General features: G+C 33.0%; 17 protein-coding genes. 11 read left to right on the top strand and 6 right to left on the bottom strand.

Features of this window, described 5'->3' with window-relative positions; all coding sequences use genetic code 11:
• Positions 1 to 31 precede the first annotated feature (31 nt).
• Positions 32 to 1,081 (bottom strand): sensor histidine kinase KdpD, encoded by a 1,050-nt coding sequence (locus tag Q9Q97_RS18435; RefSeq protein WP_306159786.1) that lies wholly within the window; start codon positions 1,079 to 1,081, stop codon positions 32 to 34.
• Between the two features lie 157 nt (positions 1,082 to 1,238).
• On the opposite strand from Q9Q97_RS18435, the gene rlmD reads away from it, so the two are divergent.
• Genes rlmD through Q9Q97_RS18420 form a run of 3 tightly spaced genes read left to right on the top strand, consistent with a single transcriptional unit; the run spans position 1,239 to position 4,024 of the window.
• Positions 1,239 to 2,651, top strand: coding sequence for a 23S rRNA (uracil(1939)-C(5))-methyltransferase RlmD (gene rlmD, locus Q9Q97_RS18430; protein WP_306159785.1), 1,413 nt, complete (start codon positions 1,239 to 1,241; stop codon positions 2,649 to 2,651).
• A gap of 7 nt (positions 2,652 to 2,658) precedes the next feature.
• Positions 2,659 to 3,201, top strand: a complete 543-nt coding sequence (locus tag Q9Q97_RS18425) for a DUF6452 family protein (RefSeq protein ID WP_306159783.1) — start codon at positions 2,659 to 2,661, stop codon at positions 3,199 to 3,201.
• A complete protein-coding gene (locus Q9Q97_RS18420) occupies positions 3,173 to 4,024 on the top strand; it encodes a DUF6048 family protein (RefSeq protein WP_306159781.1) in 852 nt (283 codons plus the stop codon). The genes Q9Q97_RS18425 and Q9Q97_RS18420 overlap by 29 nt, the downstream gene beginning before the upstream one ends.
• 145 nt (positions 4,025 to 4,169) lie before the next feature.
• Here the strand turns inward: Q9Q97_RS18420 and Q9Q97_RS18415 are convergent, their stop codons facing one another.
• The 3 genes from Q9Q97_RS18415 to Q9Q97_RS18405 all read right to left on the bottom strand — a co-directional run bounded on the left by Q9Q97_RS18415 (position 4,170) and on the right by Q9Q97_RS18405 (position 6,443).
• Positions 4,170 to 4,862: an aspartate/glutamate racemase family protein gene (locus Q9Q97_RS18415; RefSeq protein ID WP_306159779.1), complete on the bottom strand. Its 693-nt coding sequence runs from the start codon at positions 4,860 to 4,862 to the stop codon at positions 4,170 to 4,172.
• A 15-nt stretch (positions 4,863 to 4,877) separates the two neighbouring features.
• Positions 4,878 to 5,114, bottom strand: a complete 237-nt coding sequence (locus Q9Q97_RS18410; protein WP_125719469.1) for a hypothetical protein — start codon at positions 5,112 to 5,114, stop codon at positions 4,878 to 4,880.
• A gap of 165 nt (positions 5,115 to 5,279) precedes the next feature.
• The gene (locus Q9Q97_RS18405; protein WP_306159777.1) at positions 5,280 to 6,443 is read right to left on the bottom strand and encodes a class I SAM-dependent RNA methyltransferase; all 1,164 of its coding nucleotides are present in this window, start codon (positions 6,441 to 6,443) and stop codon (positions 5,280 to 5,282) included.
• A 111-nt stretch (positions 6,444 to 6,554) separates the two neighbouring features.
• On the opposite strand from Q9Q97_RS18405, the gene Q9Q97_RS18400 reads away from it, so the two are divergent.
• Together Q9Q97_RS18400 and Q9Q97_RS18395 are read left to right on the top strand one after the other, a co-directional pair.
• The gene (locus tag Q9Q97_RS18400) at positions 6,555 to 7,319 is read left to right on the top strand and encodes a bifunctional 2-polyprenyl-6-hydroxyphenol methylase/3-demethylubiquinol 3-O-methyltransferase UbiG (protein WP_306159775.1); all 765 of its coding nucleotides are present in this window, start codon (positions 6,555 to 6,557) and stop codon (positions 7,317 to 7,319) included.
• Between the two features lie 113 nt (positions 7,320 to 7,432).
• Positions 7,433 to 8,101: a ZIP family metal transporter gene (locus Q9Q97_RS18395; protein WP_306159773.1), complete on the top strand. Its 669-nt coding sequence runs from the start codon at positions 7,433 to 7,435 to the stop codon at positions 8,099 to 8,101.
• Positions 8,102 to 8,381: 280 nt separating this feature from the next.
• Here the strand turns inward: Q9Q97_RS18395 and Q9Q97_RS18390 are convergent, their stop codons facing one another.
• A complete protein-coding gene (locus Q9Q97_RS18390; RefSeq protein ID WP_306159771.1) occupies positions 8,382 to 10,769 on the bottom strand; it encodes a TonB-dependent receptor domain-containing protein in 2,388 nt (795 codons plus the stop codon).
• 152 nt (positions 10,770 to 10,921) lie between these two features.
• A complete protein-coding gene (locus tag Q9Q97_RS18385) occupies positions 10,922 to 12,070 on the bottom strand; it encodes an AraC family transcriptional regulator (RefSeq protein ID WP_306159769.1) in 1,149 nt (382 codons plus the stop codon).
• A 170-nt stretch (positions 12,071 to 12,240) separates the two neighbouring features.
• Between Q9Q97_RS18385 and murQ the strand changes: the two genes are divergently transcribed.
• The 6 genes from murQ (at position 12,241) to Q9Q97_RS18355 (ending at position 15,377) form a co-directional block, all read left to right on the top strand.
• The gene (murQ, locus tag Q9Q97_RS18380) at positions 12,241 to 13,065 is read left to right on the top strand and encodes an N-acetylmuramic acid 6-phosphate etherase (RefSeq protein WP_306159767.1); all 825 of its coding nucleotides are present in this window, start codon (positions 12,241 to 12,243) and stop codon (positions 13,063 to 13,065) included.
• A 91-nt stretch (positions 13,066 to 13,156) separates the two neighbouring features.
• On the top strand, positions 13,157 to 13,378 hold the full coding sequence (locus Q9Q97_RS18375; RefSeq protein WP_306159765.1) for a DUF6095 family protein: 222 nt from the start codon (positions 13,157 to 13,159) through the stop codon (positions 13,376 to 13,378).
• Positions 13,379 to 13,446: 68 nt separating this feature from the next.
• Positions 13,447 to 14,019: a pentapeptide repeat-containing protein gene (locus Q9Q97_RS18370; RefSeq protein WP_306159763.1), complete on the top strand. Its 573-nt coding sequence runs from the start codon at positions 13,447 to 13,449 to the stop codon at positions 14,017 to 14,019.
• Positions 14,020 to 14,123: 104 nt separating this feature from the next.
• Positions 14,124 to 14,699, top strand: coding sequence for a DUF1572 family protein (locus Q9Q97_RS18365; RefSeq protein ID WP_306159761.1), 576 nt, complete (start codon positions 14,124 to 14,126; stop codon positions 14,697 to 14,699).
• A gap of 169 nt (positions 14,700 to 14,868) precedes the next feature.
• Positions 14,869 to 15,009 (top strand): hypothetical protein, encoded by a 141-nt coding sequence (locus Q9Q97_RS18360; RefSeq protein ID WP_306159759.1) that lies wholly within the window; start codon positions 14,869 to 14,871, stop codon positions 15,007 to 15,009.
• The gene (locus tag Q9Q97_RS18355) at positions 15,006 to 15,377 is read left to right on the top strand and encodes a DNA topoisomerase IV (protein ID WP_306159757.1); all 372 of its coding nucleotides are present in this window, start codon (positions 15,006 to 15,008) and stop codon (positions 15,375 to 15,377) included. Before Q9Q97_RS18360 ends, Q9Q97_RS18355 begins: the two co-directional genes overlap by 4 nt.
• Positions 15,378 to 15,476 lie beyond the last annotated feature (99 nt).

The following is a 15,476-nucleotide window of genomic DNA, read 5'->3' as shown; positions in this document are numbered from 1 at the left end:
AGAAAATATCTTAGCAGCTTTTTTATAAGAATTAGACATCAAATTCAATTTTAAATTCAGCTCCTTTATTTTTCCCTTCACTTGATGCAGTCAGTCGTCCATTATTTCTTTCAATAATCTTCTTGCACAAATACAGTCCAATTCCGGTAGAACCTTCACTTGCGGTTCCGAGTCGGCTCATTTTTGTGAATTTTTTAAACAGTTCTTCAATCTGGTTTTTATCAAATCCAATTCCGCTGTCCTTAACTGTAAAAATCAATTTTGAATTTTGAGAAAAGATTCTGACTTTGATTTCACTATCAAAATAAGAAAACTTAACGGCATTGCTTATTAAATTTACCAATACCTGAACCAGAAGCCCTTCGTCTATTTTCAGCTTTGCTTCGGCACATTCTACGGCCAAATCAAGTTTTATATTTTTATCAAATAAACGCTGTTCTACTTGTTCGTTTATAAAAGGAATAATAGTAGAAAATGAGATTTTTTTAACCTCATGATTTACTTTTGCAATTTCGTCTTGTTCTTTCAGCAATTTGATAAAATTTTCGATGTATCTAAACTGAAGATCAGTCGATTCGCAAATTAATTCGGCTAGATTTTTAATAGATTCAGACGGATTTTCACTTATAATTAGCTTGGCTAAACCTTGCGGATTTCCTGCAAAATTCTTCAAATCATGCGAAAGCATGTAGATAAGATCCTGTTTTTCGTTAATAAAATTCTCGGCTTCATCAATAGATTCCTGTATGTTGCACAAAAGCAATCCAGCTTCGTCTGTGTATCCCGTAGGCAATGCAGAAAGTTTTCTTGAACTTCTGTAATCATCTAAAGCTTTTGAGGCTGTTGCAATTGGTTTTATAAGCCTGTTTAAAACCAAAAGCGTTACTGCCGTTGCCAGCAATGTCATAATTAAAGAAAAAACAAGAATGGATGCCGATGATATCTTATGTTCGAAAAATAAAACAAAAAACAAGATTCCGATTAAAGGAATATGGATACCGATAAAAGCAACAAATAAAAATTTAAAAGCATAACTTTTTTTAAGAAAGCTGATTTGTGAGAGTTTATGATACAACTTCATAAAAAGAAATGGATGTGTAGGTTAATATGCAATTTTATTGGGGTTATTACGAAAACAAAATTAAGTTTTATACCCAATTAAACTAATATTTTGAAGAATTTCTAAATTTTTTCTAAAATTAAATTTGTAAAAGTTTTCAAAGGCTTATTTTTGCGCTATGGGAAGAAAAAATACAGACAAAATTGTCTTTCATCAAATTCAAGTTCTTGATGCTGGTGCTAAAGGAGTTTCAGTAGCCAAAGCACCTGACGGAAAAGTAATCTTTATTCCGAATGTGGTACCTGGAGATGTTGTAGACGTGCAGACATTAAAAAAAAGAAAGGCTTATTACGAAGGTAAAGCTGTAAAATTTCATGAATTATCTGAATATAGAGTAGATCCAATCTGCGAACATTTTGGAGTGTGTGGAGGATGCAAATGGCAAAATATGAAATACAGCCAGCAGCTTGCATTTAAACAAAATGAAGTTAAAAATCACTTACAAAGAATAGGAAAAATTGAACTTCCAGAATTTGAAGATATTTTAGGTTCTGAGAAACAGTTTTTCTATAGAAATAAAATGGAATTCTCTTTTTCTAACAGCCGTTGGCTTACTGAAAAAGAAATTGGAAGCACAGAAGATTTAGGCAATAGAAATGCTTTAGGTTTTCATATCCCTAGAATGTGGGACAAAATTCTTGACATTAACAAATGCCATTTACAAGAAGATCCTTCAAATGCTATTCGTAACGAAATCAGAGCTTTTGCAAACGAACATAATTTAGCGTTTTTTAATCCGAGAGAACATTCTGGATTATTAAGAACGGTAATGATTCGTACCGTTTCTACTGGAGAAATTATGGTTCTGATTCAGTTTTTTGAAGAAGATAAAGAAAATAGAGAATTAATCCTAGATCATTTATACGAGAAATTCCCTCAGATTACTTCATTGCAATATGTTGTAAACGGAAAGCCAAATGATACGATTTACGATCAAGATGTTGTGCTTTATAAAGGAAGAAACTACATTCTGGAAGAAATGGAAGGTTTAAAATTTAGCATTAATGCAAAATCTTTCTACCAAACCAATTCTGACCAAGCTTATGAATTGTACAAAATAACTCGAGATTTTGCTGGTCTTACAGGAAATGAAGTCGTTTATGATTTGTATACTGGAACAGGAACTATTGCTCAGTTCGTTTCTAAAAAAGCGAAAAAAGTAATTGGAGTAGAAAGTGTTCCTGAAGCAATTATTGATGCTAAAGCTAATGCAGAACGCAATAATATTACAAATTGTGAGTTTTTTGTTGGTGATATGAAAGTGGTCTTTAATGAAGCTTTTATTGCTCAGCACGGAAAACCAGACGTAATTATTACAGATCCGCCTCGTGACGGAATGCATAAAGACGTGGTGGAACAGATTTTAAAAATTGCTCCAGAAAAAGTCGTTTATGTAAGCTGCAATTCTGCAACTCAGGCGCGTGATTTGGCTTTAATGGACGAAAAATACAAAGTAACTCGTGTGAGACCTGTAGATATGTTTCCGCAGACACATCATGTTGAAAATGTTGTACTTTTAGAACTTCGATAAAAAATACATGAAAAAAATAATCGCTATTTTACTGCTCTTTACTTTTGGCTTATCCAGCTGTGAGAAAGATGATATCTGTGATGCTAACACACCAACTACACCAAGATTGGTGATTACGTTTTATGATAGTGCCAATCCGACAAAAACTAAAAACGTTACCAACTTACAAGTTATTGGCGAGGGAATGGAGCAGGGAATTGTTTTTAACGAAAACCTTGCTGCTGATGACACGTTAAGATATGTAACCAACGGAAGCCAAGTATTACTGCCATTAAAAGTAAATGATAGCACCACAACTTTCAAGCTTACTTTTGATTCTTTAAACACAAATCCTGCTGCGGTTAATACTGATGTGCTTAAATTTAACTATAGTACACAAAATGTATATGTTTCAAGGGCTTGCGGCTTTAAAACTATTTTCCAGTTAAATAACACCGATCCTTTTATTCGTACTGATCCTGATGGAGATACTGTCTGGATGACTAGAATTGATTTAGAAAACCCTAACATTGAATCTGAAAATGAAACACACATTAAAGTTTATTTCTAGCATTTCATTATTGTTTTCAATGTTTTTAGGTTATGCTCAGGATGTGCCTGAGATTTCTAAAAATTTGGATTCAACAGTGACCCAAAAACCAAAGACAGAAAAGGTAAAAACGGCTAAACCTGAAATTAAGGAAGCTCCAAAGGAAATTTTAAAAGACAGCGTTGTAAAGACAGATCGATACGGACTTCGTGTTGGTGTTGATCTATACAAACTTACTCGCGGACTATATGACAAAGATTATAAAGGAATCGAGTTTGTTGGAGACTGGCGATTAACGAAAAAATATTATTTGGCAGCTGAATTGGGTTTTGAAGACAAAACTACAGAAGACGACCGTTTGACTTCTTCCGCTACTGGAACTTATGTAAAAGCAGGTTTTGACTATAATTTTTACCAAAACTGGCTAGATATGGAAAACCTGATCACGATAGGAATGCGTGGCGGATTCAGTACTTTTAGTCAAGAACTGATTAATTATAAAATTTACAATCCAAATCCGTATTGGGGAGAATTACCACCAATAAATGAAGGCCAAAAGTACAGCGGACTTACAGCTGCTTGGATTGAAGTTGCATTAGGATTAAAAGCGAAAGTTTTTAATAATGTATTTGTTGGTTTTGGTGTCCAACTTAAACTTTTGGCTATGAATAAAGAACCTGGCAATTTTGAAAATCTCTATATTCCAGGATTTAATAGAACGTACGACGGAAGTTTTGGAGTTGGATTCAACTACACTGTTTCTTACTTTATTCCGATTTACAAGAAAAAAACAATGGCATCTGAAAATGCCAAAATAGAAGAAGCGAAGAAGAAGAAAAAGTAGTTTTTTTTAGCTACTAAGATACTAAGGTGCTAAGGAACTAAGCAAAAAAGCCTCAAATTCAAGAAATTGAATTTGAGGCTTTTCTGTTTTACGACACTAAAAGAAAACTTAGAACCTTAGCATCTTAGGACCTTATCACCTTTTTTCAAGCTAACTGAAAGTTAATCGCTGCTTTTGTATGTATTAAAGTAGTGTCAAAAATAGGAACAATTAAATCGCCTTCTTTTATTACAAGCGGAATTTCGGTGCATCCTAAAATAATGCCTTCTGCTCCGTTTTTGATTAATTCGTTTGCAATTTCCAGATAGCGTTTTTTCGTTTCCTCGGTTGCAATTCCTCTTCCTAATTCTTCAAAAATAGTGTAGTGAATAAAATCTTTCACTTCTTCACTTTCTGGAATTATAGTTTCAATTCCTTTCTCGGCAAGTTTGTCTTTAAAGAAATCTAATTCCATTGTAAATTTCGTTCCCAGCAAACCTACTTTTTTGATTTCTTTTTTCTGGATTTCTATTGCTGTTTCTTCTGCAATATGAATAAGAGGAATACCAATTTCTTGCTGTAGTCTATCAGCAATTAAATGCATGGTATTGGCACATAAAACAATAGCTTGTGCCCCGCCCGATTTTAAAACTTCTGCAGCTTTGAAAAGCATCGTAAAAGTCGAATCCCAATCGTTGGCATCGTTATTCTTTTTAATATCGGCATAATTAAAAGAGTAAATTAGACACTCAGAGAAATTTAGTCCACCGAGTTTTTCATTGATTCCTTTATTTATTAAAGTATAATAATCTGATGTAGAAACCCAGCTGATTCCGCCAATAAGTCCAATTTTCCTCATATAACCATTTTTATATTATTGAATTTCTTTGATTCCTTTTATAAAAAGCCATTTCATAAAAAGCTTTTCACCATCTTTGGTTCTCACAGCTTGAAATTTAGGCCCAACAATAGTTCCAATTACAAAAGCCGTCAGCGGAATCCAGATTCCAGTTAATCCTGTATAAGCCGCAATTAAAAATCGAAATGCAATAAACAAGATTGCAAAAGCTGCTAATTGATATAAAAAAGCTCGTAGTTGTAGTTTTGACATGTTTTTTATTTTAAGTTGCAAAGTTACAAAGGTTCAAAGAGGCAAAGTTTTTCTTTTGCTTCTTAAACTTTAAACATCTGAACTATTAGTTAATTATATTTTTAAAAATCAAATTTTCAAGACAAAGTTTTCACTTTGCCTCTTTGAACCTTTGTTTCTTTGTCACTATTCAGAAACCTGAAATTTCGTTCTCTTACTTCCTTCGTACATTTCGTATTTTACCAAACGTGCTTCAAGACTTCCGTTGAAAAGTTTGATTTTTCTTGAAGGTTTTAATCCTACGAATTTTAAGGCTTCTAGATTGGCTGTAATAAACCAAGCGTTTGTTCCTGGATAATTTTTCTTTAAAGTGTCTCCAATACTAGCGTAGAATCTTTCCATGTGGATATCTAAACGCTCATCATAAGGCGGATTGAAAACAATATGCAGTTTACCTTCTGTTTCTTTTTCTGTATCAAAGAAATTTTCTTCGTGTATAGAAATATAATCCTCTAAATTGGCATTTCTAATATTGTCTTTGGCTTTACTGACAGCACTTGGCGCTTTGTCATAACCTTTAATCGTATAATGAAACTCTCTCGTTTTTTTCATTAAACTGTCAACAATAGTATCAAAAAGATCATTGTCCCAATCTTTCCATTTTTCAAAAGCAAATTCTTTTCTGTTGATGTTTGCTGGAATGTTGCAGGCAATCATTGCCGCTTCTGCCAAGAAAGTTCCAGAACCGCACATTGGGTCTAGAAAATGAGTTTGTCCGTCCCAGCCTGACAATAAAAGAATTCCAGCCGCCAAAACCTCATTAATAGGCGCAATATTGGTAGCCGTTCTATAACCACGCTGATGAAGTGAAGCTCCAGAAGTATCTAAAGCGACAGAAACCTGATCTCTATCGATATGGATATTAATACGTAAATCTGGATGCTGTTTATCGATACTTGGTCTTTGTCCCGTTCTTTCTCTAAACTGGTCTACAATCGCATCTTTACATTTCTGAGAAACAAATTCAGAATGATTGAAATAAGTAGAATGCACCGTTGCATCGATCACAAAGGTCTGATTGGCATTTAAATATTTCGACCAGTTCATACCCGAAATACCTTTGTACAAAGCCTGCTCATTATTGGCTCTAAAAGAATAAATTGGTTTTAAGACTTTAAGTGCAGTACGCAAAGATAAATTGGCTTTATACATAAAACCTTTATCTCCTTTAAAGCTCACCATTCTCACACCTTTTTCAACATCCTGAGCCCCAAGTGCGCGCAATTCGTTTTCTAATATTTCTTCAAAGCCAAAAAAACATTTGGCAATCATTTTAAAATTTTCTTCCATTTCTTTTCAATTAAAAAAAGCCAATCGCTGTTACCTATGATAGCGAAATAGTTATTTTTCGGCAAAAATACACTAAATTTGCCGGACTTTGAATTAATTGAAATAGAATAAATGTCTCAAAAGCATAACGAATCCATCCCGAATCAAGAAGACGACAATCAAAACTGGTATTCTTCATGGTTTGATACGCCATATTATCACATTCTTTATAAGGATCGAAATTATCGTGAAGCTCAAATTTTCATGGACAATTTAACGCATTATCTTAACTTGCCTGAGAAAGCAAAAGTTTTGGATTTAGCATGCGGAAAAGGCCGTCATTCTATTTATTTAAATCAATTGGGCTACGATGTTTTAGGAGCCGATTTGTCTGAGAACAGTATTGCCGAAGCTAGCAAAAACAGCAACGAAACACTTCATTTTAAAGTGCACGACATGCGCGAGCCTTTTGAAGAAAAATTTGATGCTATTTTCAATCTTTTCACCAGTTTTGGCTATTTCGAAAGTGATGATGACAACCTTACGACTTTAAAAGCAATTAAAGAAAGCTTGTCTGAATATGGGTTTGCCGTTATTGATTTTATGAACGTGGCAAACGTTATTGAAAATCTGGTTCCTGAAGAGATAAAAACCGTTGATGATATCGATTTTCACATCAAAAGATATGTTGAAGACGGACATATTTTAAAAGAAATTGATTTTGAAGACCAAGGCCGAAAATATCATTTTACAGAGAAAGTAAAAGCACTAACTTTGAAAGACTTTCAAGATTTAATGGACGAAGCGGGAATTTTCCTTCTAGACATTTTTGGAGATTACAAACTCAAAAAATTCCATAAAACAGAAAGTGAAAGATTAATCATGATTTTTAAATAGAATTCATTTACACCAAAGAATATTTTAACACATAGAAACTATCTTCTACATGTTAAGAAAATCACTAGTATTTTTATATTTTTATAAAATAATTTCTGTTTTAAACAAAAAGAATGAATTATTTACTACCCTTATTTTCTGTACTTTTAGGATATAGCGTGGCTTTGTTTATAAAACCAAACAACAAAACCAATTTAAAATTACTGCTGGCTTTCAGCGGTTCTTTTTTATTGTCTCTAACCGTAATGCATCTTTTGCCAGAGGTTTACGAATCGCACAATCATAGTATCGGAATTTTTATTATGATAGGAATTTTATTCCAGATTATTCTGGAATTTTTCTCAAAAGGCGCCGAACACGGACACGTTCACGGGCATGCAAAAATGTCTCAGATTCCGTGGCTTTTATTTATCAGTTTGTGCATTCACGCTTTTTTAGAAGGTTTCCCTGTAAGTCACCATCATGGTTTAGCAATCGGAATCGCGATTCACCACTTGCCTATTGCCGTTATCTTAACGACATTTTTCATTAATGCCGATTTAAACAAAAAAGCCATTTTTGCCTTCATGCTGACTTTTGCCATCATGACACCGCTAGGAACTGTGGCTTCTGAATATTTGCCTTTTTTAAACAAATATTATACTGAAATAACAGCCATTGTAATTGGTATTTTATTCCATATTTCATCAACAATCATTTTCGAAAGCAGCGAAGGACATAAATTCAACATTGCTAAGGTCTCGATGATTGTTTTGGGAATTTTACTAGCTTTCTTTTTATAATTAGATAATTAGTCAATTTGATAATTAGATAATTCTCATTGACTCATTATCTCATTGACTCATTATCTAATTGACTAATTATCTAATTGACTAATTTTCTCATTATTGATTTTTCGTGTGAGGGATAGTAGCAATCCGCCGCAGCGGAGCGGATAGCCCGACCGCATTTACGAAAGGCGCACATAAGCGGTTTGTTAAATAGCGCCTTTTGTAAATGTGGTCACACCCAAAATATTCACATTTCAATTATCATTATCTAATTTTCAAATTGACACATTATCTAATTAGAAACCCTCTTTCTCTCTTCTTGATTACCAAAATTACGTTCCTTCACGTTTATCTTTTTATTTCCAAAATTGTAAATTACAGACAAACGCACAAATCGATTGCTTTCGTTATTGCTGTACACTTGCTTTACGCCATTGACAACCGAGGTGAAATCTTTTAAATAAGATGTATTAAAAATATCATTGGCCAGAAGTGCAATTTGAAGCGTTTTATTCAACAAATCCTGTTTGAATCCAATATTAAAACTTGAGGCATAACCTATTTCATACAAACCGCTTTTAAAAGGCGTACTGTAATTAAAATCAATTTGAAGCTTCGTATTTTTTCTTAATACAAAAGTATTATTAGTCGTAAAATCAATTTGCAAACTGTTCGATGGCGTTGCATTGATGTCTTTAATAAAGTCTGTTTTTGCACCTAAAAAATACAATGAATTTTCGCTCTGCCACCACTCTGCAAAACTCGCCGAATAGCTTTCGCCAACACCGTAATTCAAACTTTTAAAATAATTGTCACGTGTAATGATTTGCGTACTTGTTTCTGGGTTTGAAGTAAATAAAACGCCATAACCATCTGTAATCAGGTTTACAAAAACACTTGTTCTTAAAATTTCTTTATACGAATGGGCAAACTCAAAATTATCACTAAAAGAAGGCTTCAAAAACGGATTTCCTTCTGCATAGCTGTTACTGCTAATATAAATTCGGAACGGATTTAGTAAATCAAAACGAGGTCTGTTGATTCTTTTTCCATAATTCAAACTAAAAGTATTATTATCATTCTTTTTGTATGAAGCAAAAAAGGTTGGAAACAATTTCAAATAATTATTTGCCGTTTCTTGATTCAGTGTTTCAGAAAATCCAGTAGTTTCTGTGTTTTCAAGTCGCAATCCCAATTGAAGTTTCCATTTTTCGTTTATTTTTTTATCTCCGTTAATATAAACTGCCTGATTATTTTCGGTGTATTTAAAACGGTTCGACTGATTGGGATCTAATACTGGAGTTCCAGTAATTGTATCATAAAAAAGCACATCGCTTATGCTATTTGTAAAGCTCACTTTAGCTCCATACGATAAATTCATTGACTGAAGCGGATGTTCCATATCTGCCTTAAAACTCAAATTATCAATATCCTGATTCGAAATGTTTCTTCCGGACTGATTCACATCGACAAAAGATCCATCTGCTAAATAATTATTTGCAGTAAACTCACGATCAAATTTTGAGTTGTAGTTAAAATAATCCACATCAAATGATAATTTTCGGTTTAACGTATCCAATTTTGTAATCAAATGCGCATTGTAGGTTTGATTGCCCGATGCCCTGTCTGCAAAACTGTTATTGACAATGTAATTTTGCAATTGATTTTGCGCATTGTACTTTTTAACCACAATATCTGATTGAAAATCAGGATTATTTCTATCATTTAAAATTTGAAAGCCAACCGTAGTTTTTTCAGAAAAATCATAATCCAAAGCCAATTTTCCTGATAAGTTTTCGTTTTTTGCTTTTGTTCTCGCATTCAAATTCGAAAGTCCATCCTCAAAATAAACGTCCGAGATTTCATCTACATTTTTATATCCCGTTTTTCCATTAACGCTTGCCGACAAACGAAATTTATTTTTGCTGTAAAAGAAATTATCTCTCAAAGTAAAAATTCCGTATTTATTCTGATCGTAAGAAACCGTTGTCGAATTCTTCCAAGAATCACGAACGCCTTTTTTCATCACAATATTAATTAGTCCGCCAAATCCATCAGCTTCATATTTTGCAGGCGGATTACTTATAATTTCAATATTCTTAATATCCGCCGCCGAAATTGATTTCAAAAAATTATTCAATTCTTCGCCCGTTAATTCAATAATCCTTCCGTCAATCATAACTCTTGAAGTTCCTTTCCCTAATATATTAATTGTATTATTTTGAACCACAACTCCAGGAGCAGTATTTATCGCACTTAAAGCATCTCCTCCAACATTGGCTACATTGTTTTCCAGATTATAGATCAAACGATCTGTTTTTTGTTCGATAGTTTTCTTTTTAGATTGTACCACAACTTCTACTAAATTTGTTGTGGTTTCTTTGAGAATTACAGTTCCTAAATCGATGTCTTTTTCTACTGAAATCTCTTTTTCAAGATCCGTAAAACCTAAGAGGCTGATTTCTATTCTATACAACCCTTTTTTAAGATCAATTTCAAAAGAGCCATCAGCTTTACTTGTTGTCCCAGTAATAATTTTTCCTTCTTCATTTAAGATTGAAACTTCAGCCCATTCTAAAAACTTTGTTTCGCTGGCTATTTTTCCCTTTAATTTAAATGTCGATTGTGCTAAACAAAATAGTGGCAATACCAAAAAGATTAAAAGAGGTAATTTTTTCATGATTTCTAATTTTACTTGTTTGATTAATTTGAAGCAAAATTGCCTTAGAAAATCCGCGTATGCGACCGACAAAAAAAAGTCGAACCAATTTCTGCTTAAGAAATCGGTTCGACTTTATTTCGTACAACGTTCGACTTTTTACAAACCCTTTATTATGAAGCGTTTCGGTATGCTGTCGGGGTTAAATTTGTATGTTTTTTGAAAGAAGTATTAAATGATGATTTCGAATTAAAACCGACTTCATACAAGATTTCTAAAACCGTGAGATCATTTTGAGCAGGATTTTTTAGAATTTGCATTGCTTTTTTAATGCGATATTCGTTTACAAAATCAAAAAAATGCTGATCCATATGGTGATTGATCAAAACCGAAAGATCTCGAACCGGAATATCAATCTGATTTGCCAATTCCTGAATGGTAAGTGACGGATCCAGATAAGGTTCTTTCTCTTCCATATATTGTTTTAATGTCGCAATTTGAGACGAAATAGCGCTATCCTCAATCTCTACTGTTTTTTCGATTTTATCTTCATTTTCTTTAGAAAGAAACTCTTTTGTTAATTGCAAATTAGAATTGATCCCTCTAAAAAGTTCCGGATGATTTAAGGCCTTCATGACGAACCAGCAGATTACACATAAAGCCATAACGACCATCAACACGTTTCCCCACAGAAAAATATCTCGCGAAGCTGTATAGCGCAATAAATTTTTTGAAGCCGTAATAGAATGCATTACTAAAAAAACACAGTTCATCTGAAAAAGCCATTTGTAGGTCGAAGTACTGGGATTGGTGTAATTTTCTAGATAAATTCTTTTATACTTCCTTAAAATCAAAAAAATGCTGATTATATAAAACCAATATTGAAATTCGATTAAAATCTGAAAAAAATAAATCTCAAACATAGAGTTGTAATTCTCTAAAGCATACATTTTTTCGGGACCCGATTTCAAATATATCCTCGGCATTAAAACCAAATTCATAACCAGAAAAGGAATCGTGTAAATTAAATGCTTCCATTTTAATCTGAAATCAGAATAACAGACTGCCAAAACATACAAATAGATTAAAGGCATTTCGAGCAAACATATTGTACTTCTAAAGAATTCCAGATCCATATATTTTAAAGGAAATGAATAAGCTAAAAGTCCACTGAAATCAATAGCCGAGAAAATAATAAAACAAGCAAATAATCTATTAGCTAATTTATTTTCCGTTTTTACTGTAAGTAAAAAAAGTGCAAGCAATAACGAAATAAAGACAGCAATACGGGCAACGCTATCTAAAAATGCCAATTTATCCATTCCAGTTTTTATTATTGAACAAATATAATGTTTTCGCTTTTGTAACAAAGCTCAATTAAAGTCGTCTTTGTAGAGAAAAAATAGAAGAAAAAAATTGATTTTAAATCTCTGAGACTTTGCAAGATTGAGATAAAAAATATTAATTTTGACCCCGTCTAAATAACATTAAAATGACATTTACGAAAACAACAGAACAATCATCGAAATACGAACATTTAGAAAAAATGTCTGTTCATGAATTGTTATCAAATATAAACCAAGAAGACAAAACTGTGCCTTATGCAGTCGAGAAAGCTTTACCGCAAATAGAAGCTTTAATACCACAGATTGTTGCAAAATTAAAATTGGGCGGGAGATTGTTTTATATCGGAGCTGGAACTTCTGGCCGACTTGGTGTTGTTGATGCTTCTGAATGTCCGCCAACTTTTGGTGTTCCTTTTGATTTAGTAAATGGTATTATTGCAGGCGGCGATACAGCCATACGACGCGCAGTAGAAAATGCAGAAGACAATCCGACGCAAGCTTGGATTGATCTACAAAATCATAATATTGGAGAAAATGACGTTGTAATCGGAATTGCAGCTTCTGGAACTACTCCTTATGTTATAGGCGGTTTAGAAACTTGCAATCAAAACAATATTGTTACAGGATGTATTACTTGTAATGCTGGAAGTCCGCTGGCTTTGACTGCTCAGTTTCCAATTGAAGTTGTGGTTGGACCAGAATTTGTAACGGGAAGTTCGAGAATGAAAGCTGGAACTGCACAGAAACTCGTTTTAAACATGATTTCGACCGCATCTATGATTCAGCTAGGAAAAGTAAGAGGCAATAAAATGGTCGACATGCAGTTAAGCAATATAAAACTGGTTGACCGCGGCGTAAAAATGATTATGGATGAAATTCCGGTTTCTTATGAAGAAGGATCCGAATTATTAAAAAAATACGGCAGCGTGAGAAATGCTGTTGATAATTATTTACAAGGTCCAAAGGTGTAAAGAAACTAAGGTACTAAGGTTTTCCAACTTTGTTATTTTTTTTAAGCTTGAAACCTGAAACAAAAAAACTAAAACCTGAAACAAAAAAGACATGGCAACAAATAAAAAATTATTAGGAAAAGGAATTAAATATTTAAGCGGTGCTTTACCTTTAATGTTTTTAGGGCCAACATTAATTTATAACGCATTTCAAAATCAGCATACCAACTGGCATTATCTGGTTTTAGGAATTGGAATTGTAGCTTGCCTCAGTTCTATGTTTTTGATCTTTTTAGGATTGAAAATTATAATGAAAGGGATATTTAATGACTAATTCTTCAAAATAATAGTAAACCTGAAAGGTTTTAAAAACCTGTCAGGTTTCTTAATAAAAAAACACTCATGGAAAGTCTAATTCACATTCAGAAAACATTTGAGAAAGTTGTTTATATCGACAAAAAAATAAACAATCGTGAGTTTGAAGATTGTGTTTTTAAAAACTGCGACTTTTCTAATAGTAATTTTAATTCTAATACCTTTCTAGATTGCGAATTTATAGACTGCAACCTTTCTATGACAAGTCTAGCGGGAACGAGTTTAAAAAATGTTACTTTCAAAAACTGCAAACTTTTAGGAATCGCTTTTAACGAATGCGACGATTTCCTTTTTCAGGTTTCTTTTGATGAATGTGTTTTAGATTATGCTTTGTTTTCGAATAAAAAAATGCCAAAAACCCAGTTTCTCAATTCTTCTGTTCGCGAAGTGACTTTTATCGGAACCAACTTAACCAATTCTGTTTTTGACAATTGTAATTTGGATGGCGCTATTTTTAACGAAACACAATTGGCTTCGGTAGATTTTAGAACGGCTTACAATTATAAAATTGATCCTGAATTCAATCCGATGAAAAAAGCACGGTTCTCTACTGATGGAATTGTCGGCTTGTTGGATAAATATGACATTAAAATTGTTTAATATTTTTTTGTGCCACGAATTTCACGAATTTTCACTAATTATTTTTTATAAAATTGAATGAATAATTCATGCAATTTGTAGCGTGAAAATTAAACTCAAAAGCCATGAAAGCAGATGAATCTTATCTTGAAAGTGTAAAAAAACAGTTTTTATATTATAAAATGCTTGGTGAAAAAGCAATGGCTCAGCTTGAACCAGAACAGCTTTTTGCTTCTCTAAATGATAATACCAACTCTATTGCGACAATCGTAAAACATATTTCTGGCAACATGCTTTCGCGATGGACAGATTTCTTGACTACTGATGGCGAGAAAGAATGGCGCAACCGCGACTCTGAATTTGAAAATGATCTGCAGTCTAAAGAAGAAGTTCTCGATCTCTGGAATAAAGGCTGGAATTGTCTCGAAAATGCTTTAGAAAATTTAAATCCTGAACAACTTTCAGATATTATTTACATTCGAAATGAAGGCCATACGGTTATTGAGGCCATTAATCGTCAGCTGGCGCATTATCCGTATCATGTTGGGCAGATTGTTTTTTATGCCAAACAACTGAAAAACAGCGAATGGACAAGTTTATCCATTCCGAAGAATAAATCTGGAAATTACAATGCTGAAAAGTTTGCCAAAGAAAAAGAAATCAAGAACTTTACAGACGAAGAATTAAAAAGATTGAAATGATAAATTACTATGCAAATTTTGGCGGAACATGCTGGTGGATCCTAATTAAATTTTGTAGAACAAATTTAACTGAAGAACAAAGTTTTAAAAACAAGAAACGAAATTTAATATTTCTGACTTTTCTAACTTTGGTCGTTTTCTTTTTATTCTTTAATTAAAAAAAGTCCTTTTGAAAACGAATGCCCTAGCCCTGATGGAAGCGGCATCTCCCGATTTAGAAAAACAAGACTTTTTAGTCGTAGTTTTTGTTAATCGGGAATATAGCGGACAGCAGGAATTAGCTCCTAAAAAAACAACTTATCTAAAATGAAAAAAATTATATTCTTATTTCCTCTTCTAGCATTAGTTTCTTGTTACCAAACAGAACATAACTGCAAAGATTTTAAAACTGGAAAATTCAAGTTTGAAACTGAAGTAAATGGCGAGAAAAAAACGACTTATTTTGAGCGTAAAGGCGACATTGAAATCGAAACTTTTGAAGGAAAAACAGATACGGCAACTATTCGCTGGGTAAGCGATTGCGAATATGTTTTACAAAAAAAACATCCTAAAAATATGGCCGAAGAAAAGGCTATTAGCATGAAGATTTTAAACACTTCTAAAGATTCATATACGTTTGAATTTGGCTTAGTTGGCTCTGAAGAAAAACAACGAGGCACGGTTTATAAAGTAGATTAAACGTTAATTACCATACTTTTTTATGCTACAAAGGCACAAAGACACAAAGAATTAAATACTTTGCGACTTTGTGCCTTTGTGGCAAATTATTATAATTGT

Source organism: Flavobacterium sp. DG2-3 (assembly GCF_030730925.1).
Taxonomy (GTDB): domain Bacteria; phylum Bacteroidota; class Bacteroidia; order Flavobacteriales; family Flavobacteriaceae; genus Flavobacterium.
Note: the sequence above shows the minus strand (reverse complement) of the source record. Positions and strands in the feature narration are given on the sequence as shown.